Source organism: Aeromicrobium changchenzhani (genome assembly GCF_057586615.1).
On the sequence record NZ_CM172480.1, the window covers coordinates 3,200,415 to 3,226,254 of the forward strand.

The 25,840-nt window shown below is 62.6% G+C and carries 26 protein-coding genes; 8 read left to right on the forward strand and 18 right to left on the reverse strand.

What is annotated here, in order from left to right; genetic code table 11:
- Positions 1 to 10 precede the first annotated feature (10 nt).
- From AC2YB9_RS16150 to AC2YB9_RS16165, 4 genes are all read left to right on the forward strand, one after another.
- Positions 11 to 1,276 (forward strand): adenosylmethionine--8-amino-7-oxononanoate transaminase, encoded by a 1,266-nt coding sequence (locus AC2YB9_RS16150; RefSeq protein WP_487266384.1) that lies wholly within the window; start codon positions 11 to 13, stop codon positions 1,274 to 1,276.
- Complete coding sequence (locus tag AC2YB9_RS16155; protein ID WP_487266385.1) at positions 1,273 to 2,385, forward strand: 8-amino-7-oxononanoate synthase; 1,113 nt, start codon at positions 1,273 to 1,275, stop codon at positions 2,383 to 2,385. Before AC2YB9_RS16150 ends, AC2YB9_RS16155 begins: the two co-directional genes overlap by 4 nt.
- Positions 2,382 to 3,059, forward strand: coding sequence for a dethiobiotin synthase (gene bioD / locus AC2YB9_RS16160; RefSeq protein ID WP_487266386.1), 678 nt, complete (start codon positions 2,382 to 2,384; stop codon positions 3,057 to 3,059). The genes AC2YB9_RS16155 and bioD overlap by 4 nt, the downstream gene beginning before the upstream one ends.
- 728 nt (positions 3,060 to 3,787) lie before the next feature.
- Complete coding sequence (locus AC2YB9_RS16165) at positions 3,788 to 4,639, forward strand: HNH endonuclease signature motif containing protein (protein WP_487266387.1); 852 nt, start codon at positions 3,788 to 3,790, stop codon at positions 4,637 to 4,639.
- A gap of 17 nt (positions 4,640 to 4,656) precedes the next feature.
- Here AC2YB9_RS16165 and AC2YB9_RS16170 read toward each other — a convergent pair whose 3' ends face one another.
- From AC2YB9_RS16170 to AC2YB9_RS16185, 4 genes are read right to left on the reverse strand one after another with little or no spacing between them, the layout of a single operon-like run.
- Entirely contained in the window at positions 4,657 to 6,195 is a 1,539-nt protein-coding gene (locus AC2YB9_RS16170; protein WP_487266388.1) for an aldehyde dehydrogenase family protein, read from the reverse strand.
- Entirely contained in the window at positions 6,192 to 7,775 is a 1,584-nt protein-coding gene (locus AC2YB9_RS16175) for a GMC family oxidoreductase (RefSeq protein WP_487266389.1), read from the reverse strand. Before AC2YB9_RS16175 ends, AC2YB9_RS16170 begins: the two co-directional genes overlap by 4 nt.
- Positions 7,776 to 7,826: 51 nt before the next feature.
- Complete coding sequence (gene menD / locus AC2YB9_RS16180) at positions 7,827 to 9,431, reverse strand: 2-succinyl-5-enolpyruvyl-6-hydroxy-3-cyclohexene-1-carboxylic-acid synthase (protein ID WP_487266390.1); 1,605 nt, start codon at positions 9,429 to 9,431, stop codon at positions 7,827 to 7,829.
- Between the two features lie 25 nt (positions 9,432 to 9,456).
- The gene (locus tag AC2YB9_RS16185) at positions 9,457 to 10,413 is read right to left on the reverse strand and encodes an o-succinylbenzoate synthase (RefSeq protein WP_487266391.1); all 957 of its coding nucleotides are present in this window, start codon (positions 10,411 to 10,413) and stop codon (positions 9,457 to 9,459) included.
- Between the two features lie 63 nt (positions 10,414 to 10,476).
- Between AC2YB9_RS16185 and AC2YB9_RS16190 the strand changes: the two genes are divergently transcribed.
- Positions 10,477 to 11,142 (forward strand): NAD(P)H-binding protein, encoded by a 666-nt coding sequence (locus tag AC2YB9_RS16190; RefSeq protein ID WP_487266392.1) that lies wholly within the window; start codon positions 10,477 to 10,479, stop codon positions 11,140 to 11,142.
- On the opposite strand, the gene AC2YB9_RS16195 is transcribed toward AC2YB9_RS16190, so the two are convergent.
- The 3 genes from AC2YB9_RS16195 to AC2YB9_RS16205 are packed head-to-tail and all read right to left on the reverse strand — an operon-like array spanning position 11,139 to position 12,887.
- Positions 11,139 to 12,173 (reverse strand): AMP-binding protein, encoded by a 1,035-nt coding sequence (locus AC2YB9_RS16195; RefSeq protein WP_487266393.1) that lies wholly within the window; start codon positions 12,171 to 12,173, stop codon positions 11,139 to 11,141. The two genes, AC2YB9_RS16190 and AC2YB9_RS16195, sit on opposite strands and share 4 nt — an antisense overlap.
- A 2-nt stretch (positions 12,174 to 12,175) precedes the next feature.
- Complete coding sequence (locus AC2YB9_RS16200; protein ID WP_487266394.1) at positions 12,176 to 12,718, reverse strand: hypothetical protein; 543 nt, start codon at positions 12,716 to 12,718, stop codon at positions 12,176 to 12,178.
- Positions 12,711 to 12,887 carry a hypothetical protein gene (locus tag AC2YB9_RS16205; protein WP_487266395.1) on the reverse strand — a complete coding sequence of 59 codons (177 nt, stop codon included), beginning with the start codon at positions 12,885 to 12,887 and terminating at the stop codon, positions 12,711 to 12,713. The genes AC2YB9_RS16200 and AC2YB9_RS16205 overlap by 8 nt, the downstream gene beginning before the upstream one ends.
- A gap of 75 nt (positions 12,888 to 12,962) precedes the next feature.
- Here AC2YB9_RS16205 and AC2YB9_RS16210 point away from each other — a divergent pair, with 75 nt between their 5' ends.
- Entirely contained in the window at positions 12,963 to 13,856 is an 894-nt protein-coding gene (locus AC2YB9_RS16210; RefSeq protein ID WP_487266396.1) for a 1,4-dihydroxy-2-naphthoate polyprenyltransferase, read from the forward strand.
- Between the two features lie 4 nt (positions 13,857 to 13,860).
- On the opposite strand, the gene cds1 is transcribed toward AC2YB9_RS16210, so the two are convergent.
- Positions 13,861 to 14,946 (reverse strand): L-cysteine desulfhydrase Cds1, encoded by a 1,086-nt coding sequence (cds1, locus tag AC2YB9_RS16215; protein ID WP_487266397.1) that lies wholly within the window; start codon positions 14,944 to 14,946, stop codon positions 13,861 to 13,863.
- On the reverse strand, positions 14,927 to 15,193 hold the full coding sequence (locus AC2YB9_RS16220) for a DUF4229 domain-containing protein (protein WP_487266398.1): 267 nt from the start codon (positions 15,191 to 15,193) through the stop codon (positions 14,927 to 14,929). The genes cds1 and AC2YB9_RS16220 overlap by 20 nt, the downstream gene beginning before the upstream one ends.
- Positions 15,194 to 15,256: 63 nt before the next feature.
- Here AC2YB9_RS16220 and AC2YB9_RS16225 point away from each other — a divergent pair, with 63 nt between their 5' ends.
- A complete protein-coding gene (locus AC2YB9_RS16225) occupies positions 15,257 to 15,520 on the forward strand; it encodes a PLD nuclease N-terminal domain-containing protein (RefSeq protein ID WP_487266399.1) in 264 nt (87 codons plus the stop codon).
- 13 nt (positions 15,521 to 15,533) lie between these two features.
- Here AC2YB9_RS16225 and AC2YB9_RS16230 read toward each other — a convergent pair whose 3' ends face one another.
- The 8 genes from AC2YB9_RS16230 to hemL form a co-directional block, all read right to left on the reverse strand.
- A complete protein-coding gene (locus AC2YB9_RS16230; RefSeq protein WP_487266400.1) occupies positions 15,534 to 16,610 on the reverse strand; it encodes an ABC transporter permease in 1,077 nt (358 codons plus the stop codon).
- Positions 16,607 to 17,509, reverse strand: a complete 903-nt coding sequence (locus AC2YB9_RS16235; protein WP_487266401.1) for an ABC transporter ATP-binding protein — start codon at positions 17,507 to 17,509, stop codon at positions 16,607 to 16,609. Before AC2YB9_RS16235 ends, AC2YB9_RS16230 begins: the two co-directional genes overlap by 4 nt.
- Positions 17,510 to 17,583: 74 nt before the next feature.
- Positions 17,584 to 18,522 carry a c-type cytochrome biogenesis protein CcsB gene (ccsB, locus tag AC2YB9_RS16240; RefSeq protein ID WP_487266402.1) on the reverse strand — a complete coding sequence of 313 codons (939 nt, stop codon included), beginning with the start codon at positions 18,520 to 18,522 and terminating at the stop codon, positions 17,584 to 17,586.
- A complete protein-coding gene (resB, locus tag AC2YB9_RS16245; protein ID WP_487266403.1) occupies positions 18,519 to 20,057 on the reverse strand; it encodes a cytochrome c biogenesis protein ResB in 1,539 nt (512 codons plus the stop codon). The genes ccsB and resB overlap by 4 nt, the downstream gene beginning before the upstream one ends.
- The gene (locus AC2YB9_RS16250) at positions 20,054 to 20,764 is read right to left on the reverse strand and encodes a cytochrome c biogenesis CcdA family protein (RefSeq protein ID WP_487268632.1); all 711 of its coding nucleotides are present in this window, start codon (positions 20,762 to 20,764) and stop codon (positions 20,054 to 20,056) included. Before AC2YB9_RS16250 ends, resB begins: the two co-directional genes overlap by 4 nt.
- Positions 20,765 to 20,799: 35 nt before the next feature.
- A complete protein-coding gene (locus AC2YB9_RS16255; RefSeq protein WP_487266404.1) occupies positions 20,800 to 21,363 on the reverse strand; it encodes a TlpA family protein disulfide reductase in 564 nt (187 codons plus the stop codon).
- 41 nt (positions 21,364 to 21,404) lie between these two features.
- Positions 21,405 to 22,055 (reverse strand): histidine phosphatase family protein, encoded by a 651-nt coding sequence (locus AC2YB9_RS16260; protein WP_487266405.1) that lies wholly within the window; start codon positions 22,053 to 22,055, stop codon positions 21,405 to 21,407.
- A 7-nt stretch (positions 22,056 to 22,062) separates the two neighbouring features.
- On the reverse strand, positions 22,063 to 23,391 hold the full coding sequence (hemL, locus tag AC2YB9_RS16265; protein ID WP_487266406.1) for a glutamate-1-semialdehyde 2,1-aminomutase: 1,329 nt from the start codon (positions 23,389 to 23,391) through the stop codon (positions 22,063 to 22,065).
- 179 nt (positions 23,392 to 23,570) lie between these two features.
- Here hemL and AC2YB9_RS16270 point away from each other — a divergent pair, with 179 nt between their 5' ends.
- A complete protein-coding gene (locus tag AC2YB9_RS16270) occupies positions 23,571 to 24,761 on the forward strand; it encodes a lytic transglycosylase domain-containing protein (protein WP_487266407.1) in 1,191 nt (396 codons plus the stop codon).
- 94 nt (positions 24,762 to 24,855) lie between these two features.
- Here the strand turns inward: AC2YB9_RS16270 and hemB are convergent, their stop codons facing one another.
- On the reverse strand, positions 24,856 to 25,830 hold the full coding sequence (gene hemB / locus AC2YB9_RS16275) for a porphobilinogen synthase (RefSeq protein WP_487266408.1): 975 nt from the start codon (positions 25,828 to 25,830) through the stop codon (positions 24,856 to 24,858).
- Between the last annotated feature and the right edge of the window lie 10 nt (positions 25,831 to 25,840).

Below are 25,840 nucleotides of genomic sequence, written 5' to 3' on the forward strand. Positions count from 1 at the left end.
TGATTTCGCTATGACCGACCTCCTCGACTTCGACCGCCAGCACCTCTGGCATCCGTATGCCCCGATGAACTCTGGCCGGGACGCGTTACTGGTTCGATCTGCGTCAGGTGTCCGGCTCACGCTCGACGACGGTCGGCGACCCGTGGATGCGATGTCATCGTGGTGGGCCGCGATCCACGGTTACCGGCATCCCGTCCTCGATGCCGCCGCGCACGCCCAGATTGACACGATGTCTCATGTCATGTTCGGCGGGTTGACACACGAACCGGCCATCGAGCTCGCCCGGCGCCTCGTCGACCTCTCGCCGGCAGGCCTCAACAAAGTGTTCTTCGCGGACTCGGGGTCGGTCTCGGTCGAGGTCGCGATCAAGATGGCGCTGCAATACCAGCGTGGCCGTGGACACGCCGGCCGCACAAAGTTCGTGTCCCTCAGTGGTGGGTACCACGGTGACACTTTCGGCGCGATGAGCGTGTGCGATCCGGTCGGCGGCATGCACTCGATGTTCACCGACGTTCTCGCCGATCAGGTCTTCCTGCCCCAACCCCCCGCCGGCCTCGGCGCCGACATCGCCGAATGGATCTCCGCGGCCGAACCGTTGCTCGACCGGGACGATGTCGCCGCGATCATCCTCGAGCCGGTCCTCCAGGGCGCTGGCGGTATGCACGTCTACCCACCCGCAGTCTTGTCGTGGCTGCGTGACCGGTCAACTGACCGCGGCTGGCTATTCGTCGCCGACGAGATCGCAACCGGTTTCGGCCGCACCGGAGAGATGTTCGGAGTCGATCACGCGGCTGTCTCTCCCGACATCATGTGCGTCGGCAAGGCCCTGACCGGCGGCTACCTGACCCTTGCCGCAGTGCTCTGCCAGGACGAGGTCGCCTCAGGAATCGACGCCTCGGAATCCGGCGCGCTCATGCATGGTCCGACGTTCATGGCCAACCCACTGGCCTGCTCCGTCGCGCTCGCCAACCTCGACCTGCTGGCTGGTTCGGACTGGCGCGCGACGATCGGGAACATCCAGACACGCCTCGCTGAAGGCCTCGCCCCCGCTCGCGCACTTTCCGGCGTCGCCGATGTTCGCACGATGGGTGCGGTCGGGGTCATCCAAGTGGACCGACCCGTCGACATGGCGATTGTGTCCAATATCGCCCTTGACCACGACGTGTGGGTCCGGCCGTTCCGCGACCTGATCTACACAATGCCGCCCTACATCAGCACCGATGACGATCTCGCGACGATCACGACTGCACTGGTCGCCGCAGCAGGAGCGCAATGACCTTGCCCGATTGGCTGGCCGCCCAGGCGAAGATCCGCGAACGCGACGGCCTTGTCCGTCGCCTCGTGCCCCGGACCGATGACTCGCTGATCGACCTGGCCGGCAACGACTACCTCGGACTGTGCCGAGACCGAAGGGTGATGGCCGCCGCGGCCCGCGCCGCCCTTCACTACGGAGCCGGAGCCGGCGCATCGCGGCTGGTCACCGGCACCTTACCGGTCCATTCCGATCTCGAGGACACCCTCACCGACTTCACCGGCCAAGAAGCCGCATTGGTTCACTCGACGGGCTATCACGCCAATCTCAGCGCCGTCACGGCGCTCAGCGACCGCGACACGTTGCTGGTCTCCGACGGGCATATCCACGCTTCTCTCATCGATGCGTGCCGGCTCGCGAAAGGGACGCTCAAGGTCGTCGGCCACAACGATCTCACCGCCGTTGAAAACGCACTCGCCTTCCGGACACAGACGCGGGCGATCGTCTTGGCCGAGTCGATCTACTCGGTCCTCGGCGACCAAGCCCCACTGACTGAACTCGTTGCCCTGTGCGACCGCCACGAGGCGATCCTGCTGGTTGACGAAGCTCACGGCATCGGTGTCGCCGGGGGAGGTCGCGGACTCGTCCACGCCGTCGGTCTCGCTGGCCGGGACAACGTCATCGTGACCATGACACTGTCCAAGGCCCTCGGTAGCCAAGGCGGAGCCGTTCTCGGAAGCGGCGCCGTCGTCGAGCACCTCATCAACCGGGCACGGCCGTTCATCTTCGATACCGGGCTCGCCCCCGCCGCCGCCGGCGCCGCGTTGGAGGCTTTGCGCATTATCGCCGAGACGCCGGCGCTCGTCGACCGGGTCAACGCCGTTGCCACTGCCGTGTCCGCGGCCGCGGGCATCACCGCTCCGGCCGGCGCCGTCATGTCAGTGGAGATGCCCGGGCCGCTCGAGGCTCTCGCCGCCCAGGCCGAGTGCGCCTCCGGAGGCCTTCGCGTGGGCTGTTTTCGACCGCCTTCGGTTCCGGACGGCATCAGCCGGCTGCGCATCACCGCCAGCGCCGGCCTCACCGACGAACAACTCTCCACGGCCTGCGCGGTCATCACCAAGGTGACCCGATGAAGTTCCCGCACTCCCGCTTCATCATCGTTACCGGCACCGACACTGATGTCGGCAAGACTGTCACGACCGCGGCGCTTGCCGTGTCCCTGGAAGAGCGCGACTTCAAAGTCGCGATCGTCAAACCTGTCCAAAGCGGTGTCGAGGCCGACGACTCCGGTGACATCAATGAGGTCGTTCGTCTCAGCTGCAACACATTCGTCCACGAGTTCGTCCGACTCCAGGCCGCACTCGCCCCCGAGTCAGCAGCGATGATAGAACTCGTCACGCTACCTACCATCGCCGAGCTGGCGACCCGTATTCGCAAGATCGAGGCCGACGCGATCCTGATCGAGGGCGTCGGCGGACTGCTCGTTCGGATCGACCTCGAGGGCGGCACGATCAAAGACCTAGCCCAGACGCTGCGCGCCGAAGTCATCGTCGTTGGACATGAGGCGCTCGGGACGCTCAACCACTTCCAGTTGACACTCGAAAGCCTCCGCCCAGTCCTTAGGCACGAGCCCCACATCGTCATCGGCTCCTACGCCGAGGATCCCAGTTTCGTCGAGCGCGCCAACCGGGACGATCTGCCGCGGATCACCGGTCTACCGATCGAAGGACGCATCCCCGCAGGTGCAGGTGTCCTGTCCGGGGATGAGTTCCGAAACAAGGCCCCCAGCTGGTTCACGTTCAGCTGACACTGAGGCCGCCCCAGATCCCATCCGGACGATCACAACCCGCTGCGCCATGTGCTCTCTCCGGAGTTTCATTTTCGGATGGGTCCTTGGGGCTTTTCAAACCGCTGACAAAACCAGAACGACTTGGCCTGCTACTGATCTCAATTGGAAGTTCGACTCACAGATCAGGGCGTAGTCATCGAGTCGGGCACGAAGGTCGGGTAGTTGTCCTCGCCGTGTCGCATAGGACGCACATACTCGAAACCAGCCTAGCCACGCCGCTTGACCAGAGCGGCGCCCTTAACGAGACAGTCCCACCGGCTGTCGGTGATGCTCCAATAGTGAGCAACCCGCCGCATCACATCTGCTCACTTTTCGAGCATCACTGAAACCGACCGGGATGAACCCCATTTTCCACTGATTTTCCGAGGTGGATTGTTGGTGTGGGTGGCTGTCAGTGGTGGTGGCTAGCGTGTAGGTATGTTCGAAATTGTGGCTGCCGACGACGTGCTTTCGTCCGTGCGCAGCCATGATTTTGATAGCCCAGATGATCCGATGGGGGCTGAGCGAATCGATGCGATTACCGCCCTCGATCGGGCGATTAGGGCGGCGCAGGCCGAGCAAGCTGTGCAGGTCGAGGCATTGCATGATTCGCGTTCTGCGGCGGCCAAGATCGCGCGTGAAGACCCATCGCTGTCGGTGGGGGCACCTCCCTGGACGCAGTCCTTGGGGGAATCGGCGAACTCGGCATGGCACGCAACATCTCACTATCAGCGGCCGCAACCCAATACGGTTTTTCTGTTGGTCTTGCCCGGCTGCCCAAAACCGCTGGCGTGTTTGCTGCTGGCGGGATTAGCGAGCAGGCCGCGAAACTGGTCGTCAAAGAGTCCACCGGCCTGACCCTGCTGCAATGCGGCATACTCGACGAGCGTCTTGCTCCACACATCGCTGGGATGACGGCCCGCAAAGCCCAAAGCCTGGCCCGGTCTGGGGGCACCTCCCTGGACGAAGTCCTCGGGGGATTTGACGAGCTGATCCTGCGCACTACTGGCCAGAAGACCGTGACAGGAGTGAACGTCGAACTCGGTGTCGCCATGAGCGTGGGCACCATGTTTGGGACCGAACAACTACCCGCTATTCTCGCTGGCTACGGCCCGATCCCCGCCGACCTGGCCCACGACCTGGTCGCCGCCGGCCACCAAGCGTGGATCCGCAGACTGTTTACCGACCCAGCCACCGGATCGCTGGTCGATTGCGACCCCAAACGACGCCGCTTCACCGGCCCACTCAGGCACCTGATCGCCACCCGCGACCGCACCTGTCGCCAACCGGGTTGCAGCTGTCGGATCAGCCAATACGACCACATCCGACCGTTCCACGCCGACAACGGCCCCACGAGCCTCGACAACGGTCAAGGCCTCTGCACCAGGTCCCACGCGTTGAAACATTTACCCGGCTGGAAGATCACCGGCAGTGGCTCGGGCGACATTATCTGGCGCACCCCAACCGGCCACAACTACACCTCAAAACCAGAACCGATCATCGAATACCAACCCCGACCACCAAAACCACCACGACCACCCGGCCACCTACGCCAATAAGCAGCCGGGAGCGATGGTCAGCTGCTTTTCTTGGGCAACTTGGGCAACGTCGCTTTGCCGCCATGCAGCATCGTGATCAGCGTGGCGGCGCGTGAGTCCGTCTTGCCGGTGCGTGTGAACGAGGTCAATAGCATCGGCGGTTTAATCCGCTGACTGGTGATCGACTTGGCGTAGGTGAATTCCTTGAGGCCGTCGGGTCCGTGGATACGACCGAAGCCGGATTGACCGACACCACCGAACGGCAGACCCGGCACACCGGCATACGCCACGACCGAGTTGACCGAAGTCATACCCGAGCGGATGCGGCTCGCAATGTCGACGCCGTTCTTCTTCGCGAACACCGTCCCCGCTAGGCCGTAATCAGTCGCATTCGTGAGCCGGATCGCCTCGTCCATGTCCTGAACCGGATTGACCGTCATCGTGGGACCGAAGGTCTCCTCGGTGATTGCCACCGAGTCTTCGGGGACATGGGTCAGGATGGTCGGCTGAACGAACCGCTCGCCAACTGCGTCCGCGCCACCGAGAACAACCTTGGCGCCCTTGGCGATTGCGTCATCGATGTGCCGCTTGATGATGCCGAGTTGCGAGGGCATCGTGATCGGACCAATCGGCGCTTCGGGATCGCCACCGGCTCGCAATGACTTGGCTTGCTTCATGACCTCGGCCATGAACGGATTGAAAACACGCTCGTGGACGTACACCCGCTCGACGCCGATACAGGTCTGTCCCGCATTTGACATCGCACCCCATACCGCAGCATCAGCTGCCGCGGCAAGATCGGCATCTTCGTCAACAATCAATGAGTCTTTGCCGCCCGCCTCGATAATGACCGGTGTCAGATTCTGGGCGGCCGCCATCATGACCTTCTTGCCCGTCGCGCCCGATCCGGTGAAGGCAACTTTGTCGACCTTCGCGCCAGCTAACGCGGCGCCAGTTTCACCCAGCCCAGTCACGACTTGGAAAACGTCATGATCGGGAACGATTTCGGCGAAGGTGTTTGCTAGCCATTGGCCGACTGCCGGCGTGTATTCACTTGGCTTAAACACCACCGTATTGCCAGCCGCCAACGCATAGGCAGTCGAACCGATCGGGGTAAAGACCGGATAGTTCCACGGTCCGATGACGCCGACGACACCGAGTGGATGATATTCGACCGTCGCGGCCTGATTGGCCATCAGTAGTCCCGGGTTGACTCGGTGTCGGCCGAGGACCTTTTTGGCGTGCTTGGCGGCCCACGCAATGTGATCAATCGCGAGCACGATTTCTAGCTGCGCATCCCCATGCGGCTTGCCAGTCTCCTGATGCGCAATATCGGCCAATTGCCCCATCCGCCTGGTGATAACCGCATTCCACTTGAGCAGAATTTCCTCACGCTCAGCGAATGTCAGCGCACCCCACCACGTGGCTGCGACCCGGGCACGTTCGACAGCGGCATCGACTTCGGCTGCGCTAGTGATCGGATGGACACCGACGACATCGCCGGTCGCCGGGTTGAGCGACTCGAAGGTCGGGACAGAACCACTCGTATCAGTTGCGGTATCGACGGTCGCGGTCATGATGCTCCTTTAATGAGATCGGCAGCCTTTTCGCCGATCATGATGGTTGGCGCGTTGGTATTGCCGCGCGGCACCCGTGGCATGACCGAGGCATCGGCGACCCGGAGGCCTTCGACACCGCGGACCCGCAGTTCGGGATCGACAACAGAATCGGCGGACGTTCCCATCGCGCAGGTGCTGGTCGGGTGATAGAGCGTCTGCGTAAGCCTTCGGATCGTCTCGATAATTTCGTCGTCGTTGGGTCGCAAACTAGCCGGCATCCATGGTTCATCGATAAATTTGGCGAACGGACCCTCGCGAAGCGTGTCGCTCACGCGATGGAAGCCGGCAACCAACGCATCAAGATCGGCCTGGTCCTCAAAGTAGGCCGGATCGATATGTGGATGCCACGTTGGATCGGCCGAACGCAGCCGAAGCGTTCCTTTGCTCTGCACGTTGACCAGGGTCGGCGCGACCGTAACTGCACGGCGGACCGGCTCATGCATGCCATTGTCATAGAAGCCCGCCGGCGCCATATGGATCTGGAGGTCGGGGGCGGCAAGGCCGTCACGACTGCGAAGGAATGCGCCAGCCTCGCCAATATTTGATGCGAGTGGGCCCTTGCCGGTTGCCTTCCACTTCAACAGATTTCCGACGTTGCTGAACTCAGCAAGATCGGTGGTGTTCTTGGTGTAGACAATGAATCCGGCGGCCGGATGATCCTGTAGGTTCTGGCCGACACCCGGCGACTCAACCGCGACATCGATACCCATCTCGCGCAGATGTGCGCCCGGCCCGATACCGGACAGCATGAGCAGCTGCGGGGTATTGATGGCGCCAGCGCTGACGATGATCTCGGCCTCCGCGTGAACCGTATGCTCCTGCCCGCCCTGCGAATAGGTCACTCCGACCGCGCGATTGCCCTCGAGCAGGATCTTCGTGGTAAACGCATTCGTGCGCACGGTGAAGTTCGGTCGGCCCATCGCGGGGCGGATGTAGGCATCCGCAACCGACCAACGACGGCCTTTCTTGCAGGTCACCTGATAGAGGCCAGCGCCATCCTGTTCGGCGCCGTTGAAATCATCGGTGCGCTTATGCCCCGTGGCAACCGCGGAATCGACCCAGGCTTCGCTCAGCTCATGCGTGTAGCGGCGATCCTCGACGTGCAATGGGCCGTCGGTGCCGTGAAAGCGGCCAGCCAGGCGGGTATTGCCCTCGGCCTTCTTGAAGTAGGGAAGGACATCGTCATAACCCCAGCCGGTTGCTCCGTAGGCGTCGCGCCATTCGTCGTAGTCGGCGGCATTTCCGCGAATGTAGATCATGGCGTTCATGGAGGAGCAGCCGCCGAGCGCTTTCATCCGCGGCCAATCCTTGCGTGCGCCGTGTAGCTGCTTCTGACCGGCAGTCCAGTAGTTCCAGTCCCATTTGGTTTTGAACAGCGTGGGGAAGGCCGCCGGAATCTTGATCTCGTCCGCATCATCTTCACCGCCGGCTTCGAGCAGCAGGACGCGATGCGATGGGTTTTCGCTCAATCGTGCAGCAATGACGCCGCCCGCGCTGCCCGAACCAACGACAATGTAATCAAATTTCTCTTCGGGCATGAACGACTCTTTCCGAACCTAGGTTCCTCATAACGTACTTCGGGTATGAGGTCAGGGCAAGATATCGGCGACCGCATCTCGCACGGCGGATGAAATTCGATCGACGAGTTCGCGCCGCCCGTGCCGGTCGAGCGGGACTTCCAAAACGCGTATACCGGCGGCTGGCACATCGATCATCGCCGCCAGATCGGCCGGTTCAACGAGCTGGTGTTCAACCCCATACCCACGGCAAAGGTCGACGATCGAGGCGCCCGTCGGCGTTGCATAGATTCGTTCGAAGCTGTCCGCATACTCCGAAGCGCCCTGTTCGAGCGTCGCAAAGATACTGCCACCGTCATCAGAGGCGACCACGATGGTGAGATCGGGGCGTGGTTCGTTCGGGCCGATCAGCAATCCATTGCTGCCGTGTAAGAAGGTCAGATCACCGACATAGAGCAGCGCACGGCTGGAACTGCGAGCGAGCGCCGCCCCGATCGCGCTAGACAGCACGCCATCGATCCCGGCAAGTCCGCGGTTCGCCATGACGTAGCGGCGCTCCCCCACCGTGTATGGCCGCGCCACCAGATCAAGATCACGGATTGGGTTGGACGACCCGACGAACAGCAGACCATTTGGGGGGACGGCATCGGCCACGGTTCGGGCAACGTCATACGGGGTGCTGCCGTCGAGGGTTTTGTCGATCGCGGCGACCGCAGCGCCGTCGGCTGCCTTCCAGGCGTCGAGCCAGATGCCGTCGTCGGCCCGATCGACCGCGACCTCGTCAACGAAGCGGACATTCGGGCCGGCGAGCACCGGGAATGTCGACTGATCACCAACATGGATGACCTCAATGTCGGTGCGCGCCAACAGGCTCGAAATCGGACGGGAGAGCGTCGCGTGACCGAAACTCACGACCCGCTCGATTCGGCTAGCAAGCGGTGAATGCTCAAGGAGAAGCCGATAGGCGATGAGGGCATCATGGCCATTGCGTGAACCCGAGCTCGGTTCGGCCAGCAGCGGCCAGTGGGCGTCGCGGGCCACGTGACGAGCTGGTTGTTTTGCGTCATCACCGGCAACAACAACCGTGCGCGGGCCGATTGTCAGACGTGGAACATCAACCCGGTCAGACGCGGGAATCGCCATCGTCCAAGCGGGCTGGGTGCTAGGTGTGAACCCCCAATCGATCGGTTCAAGCAGCGGCTGGTCGAGTTCGACGTTCAGGTGCAGCGGACCATCTGTCCTAAGCCTGCCGAGAATCTCACTGACCCGATCGGTAAACGGGATGCCCGGAAAAATAGCTCGTTGCTCTGTCGTCTGATTGGCTCCGGTCTCGCGCAGCCGTGCTGGGCGGTCGGCAGTGATCGCCAATAACGGCACACGCGCGTGCTTAGCCTCGAGCAGCGCTGGGTGAAGATTGGCGACCGCGGTGCCCGACGTAGTGATGACCGGAACAACGCGGTGCGAACCCTTCGCCAGACCCAGGGCCAGAAAACCGGCTTCACGTTCGTCGATCCGGACGTGGAGACGCAGTGCCCCGGCAGAGTCGGCGGCAGCCAGCGCAATCGCGAGCGGCCCCGATCGCGACCCGGGGCACAGCACCGCATCGCGGACGCCAAAGTCGATCAAATTGTGCACGAGGCTGCGCGCAATCGCGGTTGCGCCATGCGGGATCCTCACCGGCGCACGCCCCGTCCGAGTAGCTTCATCCGAGCACTCCCCGTCCGAGTACTCCGCGTACCGCGTCCATACGAGCGTGCCAACGTTCGGTCGTCTCGGCATCCGCAGCGACTGCGGCCAGTCGGGCGGGGTCGACGGCCGTACGGCCGACCGGCAGTGCACCGTCGACCGGGATCAGCGATTGGCCCACGACATCTGCACTCAGCAGCGCAGTCGTGGCTAGACCACAGGCATACGGCAATTCCGGCAGTGCCGCAGCGAGCGCAAGACCAGCGGCCAGACCGATCGAGGTTTCGAGGGCGCTGGACACGACCACCGGAATACCGATCTCTTCGGCGATTCGCAGGCAGGCCGCGACGCCGCCGAGCGGCTGGACCTTCAAGACTGCGACATCGGCAGCATCCAACTGAACGACTCGCAATGGGTCAGCCGCGTGCCGGATCGATTCGTCCGCGGCAATGGGTACGTCAACCTTGCGGCGGACGGCAGCCAGTTCTTCGACGCTGCGACAGGGCTGTTCGACATACTCAAGCCCGCCGGCTGCACGGTCGAGAAGTGCGATGTTGGCAATTGCTGCGTCAACCGACCAGAGGCCGTTGACGTCGATGCGCAGTTTGCCGCCCGGGCCGAGCGCATCGCGGACCGCTTCGACGCGAGCGATGTCGTCGGCAATGCTCTGACCGGGGTCGGCAACCTTGATTTTGGCGGTACGACAGCCATGGCTGCTGGTCACGACGGCCGCGGCGGCCTCCGGTCCAACCGCCGGCACGGTGCAGTTGACCGGGATCGAGGCGCGCAGCGCGGTTGGCCATACCCGCTCCGCAGAGGATAGTGCGGCGGCGAGCCACGGCGCCGACTCAGTGTCGTCATAGTCGTTGAACGGGCTGAACTCGCTCCATCCCGCAGCGCCTTCGAACACTATTCCTTCGCGCACCGTGATGCCACGGAAGCGTGTCACCATGGGGATTGAGTACACCTGCACGCCTCGACACTAACGCCACCTTGCGTGCGTCGTTACCGTGGCTGACAGAGCAAGGGAGAACTCATGGGAACTATTGCAATCGTTGGCGGTCACGGAAAGATCGCACTGCAGCTCATACCAATCCTTGTCGCGAACGGTCACACACCGCGCGCGCTTGTGCGCAATGCTGACTACACCGCCGAACTCGAGGCGATGGGGGCTTCAGTTGGCATCCTCGACATCGAGTCAGCCGACGCCGAAGCATTCGCCGCTGCCTTCGCAGGCACTGATGCCGTCGTCTTTGCCGCCGGTGGCGGGGCGGACGGCAACATCGAGCGCAAACGGACTGTCGATCTCGAAGGTTCGCTGAAGTCAATCGGCGGCGCACAGTCGGCCGGGGTGAGTCGCTTCGTCCAGATCTCGGTCATCGGCATTGACAACCCCGTGGCCGAGGACGCTGGCGAGGTCTGGACCGCCTATGCCGATGCAAAACGCAATGCAGATATCGCGCTCCGCAGCAGCGGTCTTGACTGGACGATCCTGCGGCCCGGTGGGCTGACCGACGATGCCCCGACCGGACAAGTGCGGCTCGACATCGAGGTGCCGCGCGATTCAGTCCCCCGCGCCGATGTCGCCGCAGTGCTCGCTGCAGCCCTCGACGACGACCGGACGATCGGTCGACAGTGGGAACTCACCGGCGGCGACGAGGCTATCGCCCACGCGATCGATCGACTGGTCCGCGCGGCCTAGGCGGTTGCGGCTTCGGCGCGGCGCCGCAACGCCAGTCGGTCGACTTTGCCGCCGGGCAGAAGCGGCAACGCGTCGACGATGAGTAGCTGACGAGGCGCCCAGGTGCGCGGCAGACCGGCCGCCTCAACCGCATCACGCATCGCATCGAGTTGAACCGATCCGACGACACAACCCACAACCCGTTGCCCCCACTCGGCGTCATCGATTGCTACCGCCATGGCATCGGTGACGTCGGCGCTGCCGCGAAGCGCGGCCGTGACGGCCGGGAGCGCGATGTTGACCCCGCCACTGATTACGACGTCGTCAGCACGGCCAAGCACACGCAACCGGCCCTCGGGATCGAATTCACCGAGATCCGCCGTGGCGAACCAGCCGTCGCGCAACACTGCCGCGGTGGCTATCGGATCGGCGTATCCATCGAACAGCATGGGCCCGCCGAGGTGAATCTGCCGATCGTCGTCGATTCGTATGCGGACCCCGTCGAGCGGAACTCCGTCGTACACACAGCCGCCGCAGGTCTCACTCATGCCGTAGGTACGCACGATGTTGATGCCCGCTCGTCGCGCTGTAGCCAGCAAGCCCGGGGCGACCGCAGCACCGCCGATCAAGAGCGCATCAAGGCCAGTCAGGATGTCGAGTTCGCCGGCTGCGGCCAGTCGATGAAGTTGCGTCGGGACGAGTGAGGCATACCGTCGGGGGCCGGTCATCCCGGTAATCGCGGCGGACAGCGAGTCGCGCTCGGCGGCGATCAGTGGCCGCTCGCCGGCAAGGATCGATCGGACGAGGACCTGCAATCCGCCCACCCCGGTCGGCGGCAAAGCCAGCAGCCATTGACCCGGACCGCCCAGCCGCGAATGAGTCGCCATGGCCGAAGCCAACATGGCCGCGTGCGACAAGACGACATCTTTGGGCTGCCCACTTGAACCCGACGTACGTACGAGAAGCGGCGCTCCGCCGTCAGTAACCCACAGGCGCAACAACTCGACCAGCCCGGCCGGATCTCCCGAAACCGGCGATAGCGACGCCCGCACGCTCAGTCCTCGCGCTCAGCGGGTAACCCGAGCGGCTTCTTGAGGTAGACCCAGGGAAACCACAGGTGCCCGATGCGCTCCCAGCCTTCGGTTTCCAAACTCTTGGCGCGTCGACTCCCGACGAACGCCCGGCGATGTTCCCACTGGCCATCGCTTTTCTCGAGTTCGTGGAACATCGGGCCGAAGCCAACCGAGTGCCAGCCGTGGCGGCCCTTCTCGTTGAGAATCGACATTTCATTCGTCGCGGAAAGGCCGACAATCCGCTGGCGGTCATTTGCCTCATCGGGTAGATCGCCCTTTAACCCAAAGCGCTGTTGCGCTGCCTGCCGGGACATGCCAAGCGCCTTACCGACCGCTTCCCAGCTCCACCCAGCAGCGCGGGCCGACGAAACCGCCGAGGTCAGAAGTTGCCCGGTCGCCGAATAGGCGTCAGCGGTGATGACAACAAGATCAAGTGCGGCTTGCGGGTCGGCATCGATGCGTTTCTCGATCGACGGGTCAACCTTGGCGATTGCTGCAGCCAGCGCATCGGCAAGATCAGTCATCTTTCCGGCTCAGCCGGTATTGCCAGGCAGCAGCGCAGCAGACGATCACCAGCGCGACGCCACACAACGCCTTAAGCCAAGGAATGTCCGTGGTCAAGGTAAAAACCAAGAACAATGCAGCAATGAAGACTAGCGAGTAAACCCCGGTGCGCTGATCCTTATTGGCCATACGTCAACTATTACTTGACACCTGTTCGTTGTCAACTATTTCTTGACATGTAGACGACTGGCACACTTGCTTCTCGTGACTTCATCGGATCGCGCCACATTCGCCCATTGGCTTGAAGGCGCACGGCCTCGTACGCTCCCCGCTGCCGTCGCCCCCGTGCTCGCCGGCAGCGGTGCGGCCGCCTATGCAGACTCGTTTATCTGGTGGAAGGCGTTGCTCGCACTCGGCGTCTCACTCGCGTTGCAGATTGGTGTCAACTACGCCAACGACTACTCCGACGGCGTCAAAGGTACCGATGACGACCGGGTCGGACCGCTGCGCCTTGTCGGATCGGAACTCGCTAGCCCGGCCGCGGTCAAGCGTGCCGCATACGCCTTTCTCGGGCTTGGCGGCGTGTTTGGGTTCGTCCTGGCTGCAACGTCATCGTGGTGGATCCTGCTCGTTGGCGTGGCCGCCATTTTCGCCGCTTGGACCTACACCGGCGGTGCCAACCCCTACGGCTATCGCGCGCTTGGCGAGGTCAGCGTCTTCGTGTTCTTCGGGCTCGTTGCTGTGATCGGGACAACCTACGTGCAGACCGAGTCGATCACCTGGTTGAGCGTGGCCGCCGCGTTGGGTATCGGCTCACTGGCCTGCTCAATCCTGGTGGCCAATAATCTCCGAGACATTCCCAGTGACACCCAAACCGGCAAACGTACGCTTGCGGTCGTGCTCGGCGACAAACGTTCGCGGGTGTTCTTCCTGCTGTTGCTGCTGCTCGCACTCGGCGCATTGATCTGGGCCGCAACGTTCACGGCGTGGGCGTTGCTCGGCCTCATTGCATTGCCCTTGGCCATCAGGGCCTATGTGACCGTCGCGCGCGGCGCGAATGGCCTTGACCTCATCCCGGTGCTCAAGCACACCGGCCTGACCGAACTGCTCTACGCGATCGGCCTCACCGCCGGCCTCGTCATCTCCCACCTCCGCTGACGAGTCAGCGGGTGGGGGTGAAAATTCCGGTGCGTGCGAACTCTTCGAGAACTGCCGTATACGGCGTGATGTCGAGGTTCTGCGCGGCTAACCAGCCATCGTTGTAATAGGTGCCGCCGTAGCGTTCGCCGCCGTCGCAGATCAACGTGACAACGCTTCCGGCCTCGCCGGCGGCTCGCATCTGTTCAATTATTTGCAGCACAGCCCACATATTGGTGCCGGTCGACCCGCCAACAGCCCGCCCGAGCTTTTTCGAGACCCAGCGCATCGCCGCAATCGAAGCCGCATCCGGAACGCGCACCATCTCGTCGATGACCCCACCGACGAACGACGGCTCGACGCGCATACGGCCGATGCCCTCGATCCGCGACGCGGTGCTGGTCGTGACATCGGAACTGTCGCTCTCCCAGCCGTCATAGAAAGCCGAATTCTCCGGATCCGCCACAGCGATACGAGTCGGGAAGCGGCGGTAACGGACGAACCGACCGATCGTTGCCGAGGTGCCGCCCGTGCCAGCGCTGACGACGACCCACGATGGGATCGGATGCAGCTCGGCCGCCATTTGCTCGAAGATTGACTCGGCGATGTTGTTATTGCCACGCCAGTCGGTCGCGCGTTCGGCGTAGGTGAACTGATCCATGTAGTGCCCGTCGCACTCGGACTCGAGCCGCCGTGCCTCGTCGTAAACCTCGCCGGCGTCGTCGACCAGATGCGTACGTCCGCCATAGAACTCGATCAACGCGATCTTCTCGGTACTCGTTGACTTGGCCATCACCGCGACGAACGGCAACCCGATCAAGCGCGCGAAGTATGCCTCGCTGACCGCTGTCGAGCCGCTCGAAGCCTCGATGACCGTGGTGCCTGGACCGACCCAGCCATTGCACAATGCATACAGAAACAGTGATCGCGCGAGACGATGTTTGAGGCTGCCAGTGGGGTGGACTGACTCGTCCTTGAGGAAAAGCTCGACCCCGTCGACCGGGAGTTCCAGCGCATGAAGATGCGTGTCAGCACTCCGATTGGCGTCAGCATCGACACGGCGGATGGCCTCGGCGATCCAGGCTCGATCTTCAGTCGACGTCTTCGGCACTCCGCGACTCCTCTATGCGTTCGCTCATCCGTGCGGCCCGCGCATGAACATCGGCAGCGAGCCGGTTGCGAAGGCCGTTCAGCAGGAATAAGGATCCAACTCCCGATACGGCCAGCGACACCAGCAATACCCAGAGCACAGAGATTCGATTTACGTCCAGCCAGATCGATGCGATCAGGCTGATCACGACGAACGCCCCAAAGAACAGCCCCAGCCGGGCAAGCGTATAAGTCCAGAAAGCCTTCATGAGCGAAGCCTACTTTGCCCCGATCATCGGCAGCTTCACGCCTTGACCGGTAGACTCAAATGTATGGGTAGAGCACTTCCGATCGTCATCGCCATCGTGCTGTTTGTGTATGCCCTATTCGACCTAATCGCCACGCCCTCACAGAACACGCGATACGTCCCGAAGCTGCTCTGGTTTGTCGCGATCCTCATCCCCGTCGTCGGCCCACTGCTGTGGATCTTCCTGGGTGTGAGCAACGCGGGCCGGCCGCCCGGCCCCGGCAATATCCCGCGCCACCCCAGCACGCGCGGCCCAGACGACGACCCAGATTATCTGCGCGGTCTCTAGGCAAGCTGCACCGTCAGTTCGAATCCCAGCGGAACATCTTGGCGCTGATCGCCGTAAGTACGACCGCAAAGCCCAATAGGATCAGGATCGGGACAACCGCCGACGACGGTCCCTCACCACGCACCATTGTGTCGAGCATCCCGTCATTCAGGTGTTTGAGCGGCAACAGGTTGCCGACCGCTCTGACCCAGCCGGGTGATCCGTCGAGCGGGAAGAACGAGCCGGACAGGAAGGCCATCGGCAGCACCACGAAGTTTGCGAGTCCGACAGCGCCCTCCTCCGTCTTAGCAACCGACCCCGCTAACAACCCGATCGACATGAACGACAACGTCCCGGCCAATACCAGCGGCAGGATCATCGGCCATGATCCGGTGAGCTTGAGACCGAACACCGCCATGCCCAAGCCGAGGAAAATTACCGTCTGAACCACCGCGATCGTAATGCTCACAGCAACGCGCGCCATGACAATCGAACTCGTGGAGACCGGCGCTAGCCGAAGGCGTCGCAACAAGCCATTCTTACGCCAAGCGACGAGATTGGTTGCGGCACCGAAAGTTGCACCCATCGCGATAGCCCAACCCAGCAGGCCCGGGGTGACATATTGAATCGTCGACATGGAATCGTCCTCGACCGGCTGACCGTCGAGGCTGAACTTGGGCGGCTGGCCGCTCGCGCCGATATTGGCCGATTGGACGATTGCTTGAAAGGTGCCTTGAACGACGGCCGATGTGACCTGATCGGCCTTGGAGAAATGGACAACGACCTTGTCACCATCCTGTTGGATCACGGCATCGGCGTCGCCCTTGCGCACCTTCGCAATCGCGGTCTTTAAGTCCGTGGATTTCGTGATCTTGAGGCTGTCGTCGAGAACTGCCCGCTCCTTGGCCGGGGCCTGGTCGAGCACTGCAACGGGGCCGACTTGGATCACATCGGACTTCGAGACGCCCTGATTGGTGAAGATGCCGCCAAACAACACCAAAAACATCAATGGAAACACGATCGAGAAAAATAACGCCATCTTGTCGCGGAAGAAACCCTTGGCCATCGCGGTCGACAGGCTCTTGAGCGCAGCCCACTTATCGCCGGTCATGCGCGGTACTCCCGCCCGGTGCGCTCAAGGAACACATCCTCCAGCGACGCACCCCGGACCGACAATCCGTCAAGCGCATCCCGCTGGGCCAGATCAGCCAAGATGCGTGCGGGATCACGAGTGGTGATCGTGAGCGCAGCTTCTTCATCGTCGACGTGATCCTCACCGGCAATTAGTCGAGCTGTCGCGAGATCGAGCGTTCCGGGCGCAACGCTGATCCGAACCGGCGCATCCAGGTCGCGTACGAGTGCTGCCGGTGTGTCAAGTTCGAGAATTCGGCCAGCATCCATGATCGCAACCCGATCGCACAATGCTTCGGCCTCATCCATGTGGTGAGTGGTCAGTATGACGGTCCGTCCCGAATCATTGAGGCTACGCAGCAAATCCCAGAGATTCCGTCTGGCCTGCGGGTCAAGGGCCGCCGTCGGCTCGTCCAAGAACACGATATCCGGATCGTGAATCAGCGCGCATGCGATCGACAGGCGCTGCTTCTGCCCACCGGAAAGGTCCTCGGTCCTGGTGTCAGCCTTATCCACCAGCCCAACATGTTCCAGCATCTCCTGCACACGACCGCGAGCAACGCCATACAACGCGCCAAAACTGTCGAGTTGCTCGCGCGCGGTGAGCCGTTCGAAAAATGCTGATGCCTGCAGTTGGACACCCATGCGTCGGAGCAGTTGCGGATTGCGCTGGGCCGGGTCCATTCCGTCAATCGTGACGGTGCCAGACTCTGCCGATCGCAGCCCCTCGATCATCTCGAGTGTCGTGGTCTTGCCGGCGCCATTCGGCCCGAGCAAACCGAAGAATTCTCCCGGCTCGACCTCGAATGTCACATCGTCGACCGCCCGTAGGCTGCCGTACGTCATTGTCAGGCCCGTGGCCTTGATTCCTGCCCCCATGGGACCCAACCTACCGAAATGGATTGGCACAAGGCCATGGCCTTTGCCCGATTTCGGCGCCAAACCTCAACCGGTCATTTAGCGTAGGAGTGTAATCCGGGGATGAAGAGGTTGACGCCGACGAAGTTGAAGATGAAAGTCGCGAAGCCGATGAGGGCGATGATCGCCGCGGCACGTCCCTTCCAACCGGCAGTGACGCGAGCGTGGAGGTAGCCGGCATAGACGACCCAGGTCACGAACGCCCAGATTTCTTTGGGATCCCAGCCCCAGTATTTGCCCCATGCATACTGCGCCCAGATCGGCCCGGCGATGAGCGCCGCGAATGTCCATATCGGGAACGCGAAGGCATGGACGCGGAAGGAAATCTGGTCCATCGCCGCCGACGAGGGCAGGCGCCAGATGTAACCGACACGGTCGGCTTCGGGTGTGCGCCGTTCGGCCCGCTCCTTGACCAAGAAGATGACTGAGGTGGCCGCACCGACGAGGAACGCGCTGCCGGCGATCATCGCGGCGGCGACGTGCATGACGAGCCAGTATGAATGCAATGCCGGTACAAGCGGTCCGGCCGGGACGTAGACGAGCATCGACAAGCCAAGCACGATGACGCCGAAGCCAGTGACAATCGGGCCGAGCCAGTCGATACCCCAGACCCGAACCAGCAGTAAGTATGCGGTCAGCGCAACCAAAATCGCGGCGCACGCAAACTCATACATATTGCCCCACGGAACCCGCTCGGCAGCCAGACCGCGGGTGACAACGGCGGCGAGCAGGATTGCCCAGGACAGGCCCGCGAGCGAGGTGCCGATGCCGCCAGCAACGGCGCTTCGTTCACTTGCCGCAGTTGCCGGGGCGGCTGGCAACCCGGGCGAACCGGCAGTGACCAGATCTGCGCTGGTGACAACTTTGCGCGCAAAGCCCCATTCGGCGAGATAGGCCAGCCAGGACAGTCCGAGCACGACCGTGGCCGAGGCCACTGCGTAATTGGAGAAGTTGGCATAGTCGGCGAGACTCATGTGCGGTCTTTCTGCTCAGCAAGCGTCTTCTTGAAACGCTCGACGAAATCTTCGAGTTCGACCGGAACGCCTCCGCGGGAGACGCGGTCGAGCACTGCGACTTCCACCACGGTACGCGACCCGTTTCTTTCGGCACGAATCCAGGTGCGTCGCGGCTTGATCGTCAACGACGCCATGAGGCCCAGGATCCCGATCGAGATACCCCACAGCGGAACCTGCAGCCACGGCGACGAACTGATCTGGAACTTCACGAATTGGGCGGTGCGGACGTATTGGAGCGTCCCGCCGTCGGGAAGGTCGACGACCTGCCCTTCGGAAAGGCTCAATCGAACTGGCGCGCCGTCCTTCTTTTTGGCCTGTACAAGCTTGTCCTTATCAAGGATGAACACCGACTGTGGCACGCCTTCATCAAGCCCGAGGTCCCCCGAATAGACGAACAAGCCGAGCAAGGGTGCAGCGGCCGCAGGGAATGCCGAGATCGGGGCACTATCGCCGACCGACACCGCGGTGGGCAGGAAGAACCCTTGGAAGCCGAGCTGTTTGGGCTTGGCATCGGGGACCTTAAGAACACCATTCGAGGTGTAGGTCGCATCGGCGGGCAGGAACGGCACCGCACCTTCGAACGCGACGTTGTCTTCGGCATCGGTGACCTTGATGACCGGCGCATAGCCTTGACCGATCAGAAAAACCGATGCCCCGTTGACGTTCAGCGGATGGTTGACCGTGATGTCGAAATCGCGCGGTGAGTCGCCAGGTTTGGGAGCGTACGTTCCGGTCGCCTCGAACATCCGCGGAGCGCCACGTTGCGGACCACTGAGCTGGAATTTCGCGGTGAAATCATCCAGCGTGAGCGAGAACGGAGCCAAATCGTCGGGGTTGAAGAGCGCACCCGCGCTGAACTCGTCGTATTGAGTGAGCGAGTTGGAGAAGCCACTGCCCTCGGTGACGATCGCGCCACCGCGGTAGCCGTACAACGCACCCGACGCCACACCGAGGAGCACGATGACAAGACAGACATGGAAGACCAGGTTGCCGGCCTCGCGCAGATAGCCGCGCTCCGCACGAACCTCATTGCCGACAACGTCGATGCGCGCGCGACCGATTGTCGTACGCCCGGCAGCGAGCACTTCGTCGATCGAGGCAGTCGTCTCAAAACTCGCCGAGGACGGCAGCCGGGTCAGGTTGCGCGGCGCCTTGGGCGGACGCGACCTGAGCGCTCGGTAATAGACCCCCGAGCGAGGAATGATGCAACCAACAAGGGACACCAGCAGCAATAGATAGATCGCGCTGAACCACGGCGACGTGTAGATCGAGAACAGTCCCAAGCGATCCATGATCGGGGCGCTCGAACTGTGGTTGAGGAAGTAGGCTTCGACCTTTTGTGGATCGACGCCACGCTGCGGAATGAGCGACCCCGGCACAGCGGCGACCGCCAGCAGCAAGAGCAGGAACAGCGCCGTACGCATCGAAGTGAGCTGTCGCCAGATCCAGCGGCCGAACTGGCGCGGGTTGAGGGCAGGAGCATTGGAAGTCATAGAACCGTCTCATATCCGGGGAACCAGCTACGCATCTCATTGACCAGCGAATCCCAGCCGCCCGTCACCAAGAGGATGCCGACGGCGATTAGCATGCCACCACCGGCGATCGAGACGACACGCTGGTGGGTCTTGAACCAGGCGATCGCGTGCATAAACCGACCGAAGCCGAGCGCCGCAAGGATGAAGGGGATGCCGAGGCCGAGACAATAAAATAACGTCAGGAAGGCGCCACGTCCGGCATTGGCGCCCGGGGTCAGGCTGAGCCCCAGCACCGCGCTCAAGGTGGGGCCGAGGCAGGGCGTCCAACCGACCGCGAAGAAAATGCCCAACAGCGGCGCCGCAGCAAGGCCGACCGCCGGCACCGCGTGGATCCGGGCTTCACGTTGCAGGAATGGAATCCAGCCAATGAAAGCGAAGCCGAGGATGATCACCAGGACGCCAGTGACGATTGAGAGAGTACGGGCGTGAGCGGCCAACTGCAGACCGATCGAGCCGAAGGCCACGCCGAGGCTGACAAACACCGCCGAGAAACCGAGCACGAACAGCACCGAGCCGGCGAGCATACGGCCACGCCGACCCCCGTCGAGATCGGTCACTGACAAACCCGTGATGTAGGACAGGTAGCCCGGCAGCAGCGGCATGACGCAGGGCGAGAAGAACGAGACAAGCCCCGCGAGCAGCGCGATTGGGATTGCCAGAACCAATGTCCCCGAGGTAACCGTCGCCCCCAGCCAGTCGGTCACGACGTGCTCTTCTGAACGTCTTCGATCAGGCCCTCGAGCGTCGCCTTGGTGATGGCGTCCAGAACACGTACGGCGACCCTTCCCTTGGCGTCGATGATCCACGTCGTCGGTATGGCCGCGGCCGGAAGACTCTTGGCAAAACCGAGGGTCAGGCTGCCGGACGTGTCGCTGATGTTGGGATAGGAGATGTCGTGCTTGCGGGTGAACGCCTTGGTAGTCGTGGCGTCCTCACGCTGGGCGATGCCGAGAAACTCAACATCCTTGGTCTTGAGTGACCGCGCCACTGCATCGAGGGCGGGCGACTCTTCCCGACAAGGTGGACACCACGAACCCCAGAGGTTGATCACGATCGTCTTGCCTGCCCAGTTCTTTGTTGAGACCGGATTGCCATCGAGGTCTTCACCAGCAATGACCGGTGCAGGCTTGCGCTCGGCCGGCGCGATCTGGACGATCCGATGATCGGCGTCGCCACTGATGTAACCGCCCTGCGTGCCATCCGTTTTCGGCGCGCCACAGCCGACCAGCGGCAGGACGAGGCACGCGGCAAAGATAAAACGCACCGTCAGACCCCTACGGGTTGTCCCGATGCACGATGACCTGATCATGCTCCGCCGACGAACTTCTTTCGAAGTGCTTCAGGGATCAGGTCGCCTGCCGGTTCGGTGTAGGACAGGGACACGAACCGGTCGTCCTCAAATGTCACCGACGTCAGGCTCGCCAATGAGCATTGACGCTTGCGCGGATCGTGCGCGAACCGATTGCTTTCGATCGCCTGGCGGGCGGTCCAAACCGGCAACTGGTGCGACACGATGAGCGCCTCATGGCCACGTGCTGCCGCGCGCGCATCACTGATTGCGTCCTGCATACGGGCGGCGATCTCAACGTAGGGTTCGCCCCACGATGGTTTGAACGGATTGCGCAGCAACCACCAGTTCTGTGGCCGTTTGAGTGCTCCGTCACCAACCCCGAAAGTCTTGCCCTCGAACTGATTGCCCGCTTCGATAACGCGCGGATCGGTATGGATCTCAAGACCCAATGCTGCAGCCGACGGGGTTGCCGTCTCCTGAGCCCGCTCCAACGGCGAGGCCACCACATGGGTGATGTCCCAGTCCTTGATCGTCGCAGCGACCCTGTCGGCCATCTGCACGCCAAGTTCCGACAAATGATAGTCGGGCAGCCGTCCATAGAGGACACCGGAGGGATTGAAAACCTCACCGTGCCGCATCAAATGCACGATTGTTCTGGTGGACATGAATTCCTTACTGCTCGGGTGTTGCGTGCGCCGCAGCTTTGGCCGCAGCCGGAAGTGCTTCGGCAATGATATTAAGTGCCTGGTCGTCGTGGGCGGCCGAGACGAACCACGCTTCGAAGGCGCTCGGCGGCAGATAGACGCCCGCTTCAAGCATCGCGTGGAAGAACGGTCGATAACGCCAGGCTTCCTGTGCTTGCGCACCGGCGAAGTCAGTGACTGTGTCTGAGACGCCCCAGAAGATGCTGAACAGGTTGCCGGCGCTCTGCACGACGTGTTCAACGCCCTCGGCGCTGAGGGCGGAACTCGCGAGCCGGCCAATTTCCGCGGCCGTGTGATCTAGTTTGGCGTAGACCTCATCAGTCGCGAGCCGCAATGTCGTGAGACCGGCGGTTGTTGCAATCGGATTGCCCGACAGCGTGCCGGCCTGATAGACCGGTCCAACTGGAGCCAACTGTTCCATGATGTCGCGACGGCCACCGAATGCGGCGGCGGGAAAGCCGCCACCCATGACTTTGCCGAAGGTCAACAGATCAGGCCGCCAGCCCTCGACTGCGCCGTCAAGTCCCCAATGGCCCGAACGGCTGACCCGAAATCCAGTCATGACCTCATCGCTAATGAATAGCGCGCCGTGCGCCGTGCAGGTTTCGGCCAGAAATTGATTGAAGCCCGGCAGCGGCGCAACCGCGCCCATGTTGCCGGCCGCGGCCTCAGTGATTAGGCACGCGATCTGGTCGCCGTACTCGGCGAATGCAGCCGTGACTGCGGCTCGGTCGTTGTAGGGAAGCACGAGGGTTGCAGCAGCGACCTCCGCGGGAACGCCCGGAGTGCCAGGCAAGCCGAGGGTGATCAGTCCCGATCCCGCTTCGGCGAGCAATGCGTCGACATGGCCGTGATAACAGCCCGCGAATTTGATAATCAGGTCACGACCGGTGAAGCCGCGCGCCAACCGGATTGCCGACATCGTTGCTTCGGTGCCGGAGGACACGAGGCGCACCTCGTCGACCGGGGCGCGCCCGACGATCTCCTCGGCCAAGAGCACTTCAGGCTCGCTCGGAGTGCCAAACGACGTGCCCCGCGAGGCTGCTTCAGTAACGGCCGCAATGATCTCGGGGTGTGCGTGGCCGAGCAACATCGGACCCCATGAACAGACCAGGTCGACATACCGATTGCCGTCGACGTCGGTCAGGAATGCCCCTGCCCCACTGGCCATAAACCGAGGAGTGCCGCCGACTGCTCGAAATGCACGAACCGGCGAGTTGACGCCACCGGGCGAAACTGCGCGAGCACGGGCGAACAGAGCCTGCGAGGATGGAAGGGCCGAATCGTCATGGATCACATCCACCATTGTCCCTGATGACTCCGTCCTACCCAACTTTGCGTCGCCACACCGTAACGATGTGGCCGTTTGGTCGTTGGACATCATGACGTTCGAACTGGCGGGCACCCGCATTCGGCTGTAACATCGGTTTACTTAACGGCGATGGAAGAAATCGCTGATTGTGGAGGGGCATCTCAATGGGAGCACACAAGCTCACTCGCTGGCAGAAGGCCAGTGCACTCGTTCCGATGGCAGTTCTCGTCGGCGCGTGGGGCGCGGCGCTGACCAACACTGGGCTCGCAAATGCCGCCAGTGGTGTCAACAGCCCCGGCATCCCCGATGTCCCCACAACCGCATTCGAGCAGCCTGCCAGCGTCCAAGCCGGCCCCGGCGTTGACGCCAAGGCAGGTCCGGGCGGCACGCTGTCAACGCTCTCAACCAACGGCATCCCCGCCGCGTCGCTGTTCGCCTACCGCCAGACCGAAGCACTCTTGGCCAAGGCCGATTCCAGCTGCAATCTCCCGTGGAACTTGGTCGCGGCAATCGGGCGCGTCGAATCCAATCACGGCCGTACCAACGGCAACACCGTCACGGCTTCAGGCGTTTCGAAGCCTGGCATCTACGGTATTCCGCTCACGGGTGAGAATGGCACGGCCAAGATCACCGATACTGACGGCGGTCGCCTCGACAAGGACGCGGTCTACGACCGTGCAGTCGGGCCGATGCAGTTCCTGCCGGGCACCTGGAAGTCAGTTGCAGTCGATGCCGATGGTGACGGCAAGAAGGATCCCCAGAATATCAACGATGCGGCCGCAGCAGCAGGCGTTTATCTCTGCGCTGGCACCGGCGATCTGTCCAACGCCTCGGGTGCCTCAGCAGCAGTCCTTCGCTACAACCACTCGAGTTCGTATGTCGACCTCGTGCTGAAGATCTCCGCTGCGTATGCCCGTGGCGACTTCACCCAGACGCCCGATGGCACCGGCCCTTCGGCGATCCTGACCAATAGGGCCAATGACCAGACTCTGACGCCAGGTCAGCGCAGCAATGCCACGAAGTCCGAGAAGAAGGCCAAGTCCAAGGGCTCGAAAAATTCGGGTTCAAATGGTTCTGGCACGACTCCGGGCGCTACTCCCGGCTCGGGCACAGTGACCAATCCCGGTGGTGGCACAGCCATTCCGCCGGTCAAGGGCGGAACGACCGGATCGAAGCCGCATACGCTCACCGGCCAACTCGGCGGAACGCTCGATTCGACGCCGCTCGGTACGGTCACCAAGCCAGTGACCGGTATCCTCAGCGCGCTTGAGGCGCGGACGACATGCTTCCTGAAGTTCCCGCTCGGTCTTCCGAAGGCCAAGTACGACGCCTGCGTCTACGACCTAACGCACTAGTCACCAAGATTTGGCGAATAAAGAGCCATTCCGACAGTGCAGCACTCCCGGAACCGGGATGAAACCCGCCAAAGCTCGGGGAGTGGGACTGCTCCTAGCGCAGCCGCGCGGCTAACTCGGCAGCCCAGTAGGTCAACACGATGTCAGCGCCAGCGCGGCGGATTGAGACGATGACCTCATCGATCGCACGTTCTCGATCGATCCAGCCATTGGCAGCAGCCGCTTCGACCATCGCCAACTCACCAGAGATGTTGTAGGCCGCAACTGGGACGTCGACCCGCTGGCGAACCGCAGCAATCAGATCAAGATATGCCAACGCCGGCTTGACCATGACGATGTCAGCACCCTCCTCGATATCGAGGAGCACCTCGCGGATCGCTTCACGCCCGTTCCTGGGGTCTTGTTGGTACGTCTTGCGATCGCCCTGAAGCGAGGAGTCCACAGCTTCGCGGAACGGGCCGTAAAAGGCCGAAGAATACTTCGCTGCATAGGCCAAGATCGACACGTCGGCGTGGCCAGCTGAATCGAGCGCCGAACGAATCGCCGCGACCTGACCATCCATCATTCCGCTCGGACCGACCATGTGGGCTCCAGCCTCGGCCTGGGCAACCCCCATACGGGCATAGATCTCGACCGTCGCATCGTTGTCGACACGACCCTGGGCGTCGAGGACGCCACAATGGCCGTGATCGGTGAACTCGTCGAGACACAGATCGGACATGATGACCAGATCGTCGCCGACCTCGCTATGGGCGTCGGCGATCGCGACGTTGAGGATACCTGCCGGATCGAGCGAGCTCGAACCCATCGCATCCTTGTGCTCCGGGACGCCGAACAGCATGACACCACCGAGCCCGAGCTCGGCCGCTTCGGCACAGGCCTTGCGGGCGCTGTCGCGAGAATGCTGCACAACCCCGGGCATGCTCGAGATTGGTCGGGGCTCGCTCAGCCCTTCGGCAATGAACATCGGCAGGATCAGCTGCCGCGGCTCGAACGAGGTTTCCGCGACCAACCGCCGCACCGCCGGCGTTGATCGCAGGCGGCGCGGACGGTCAGCCGGAAAAGTCATGCCGAGGCGC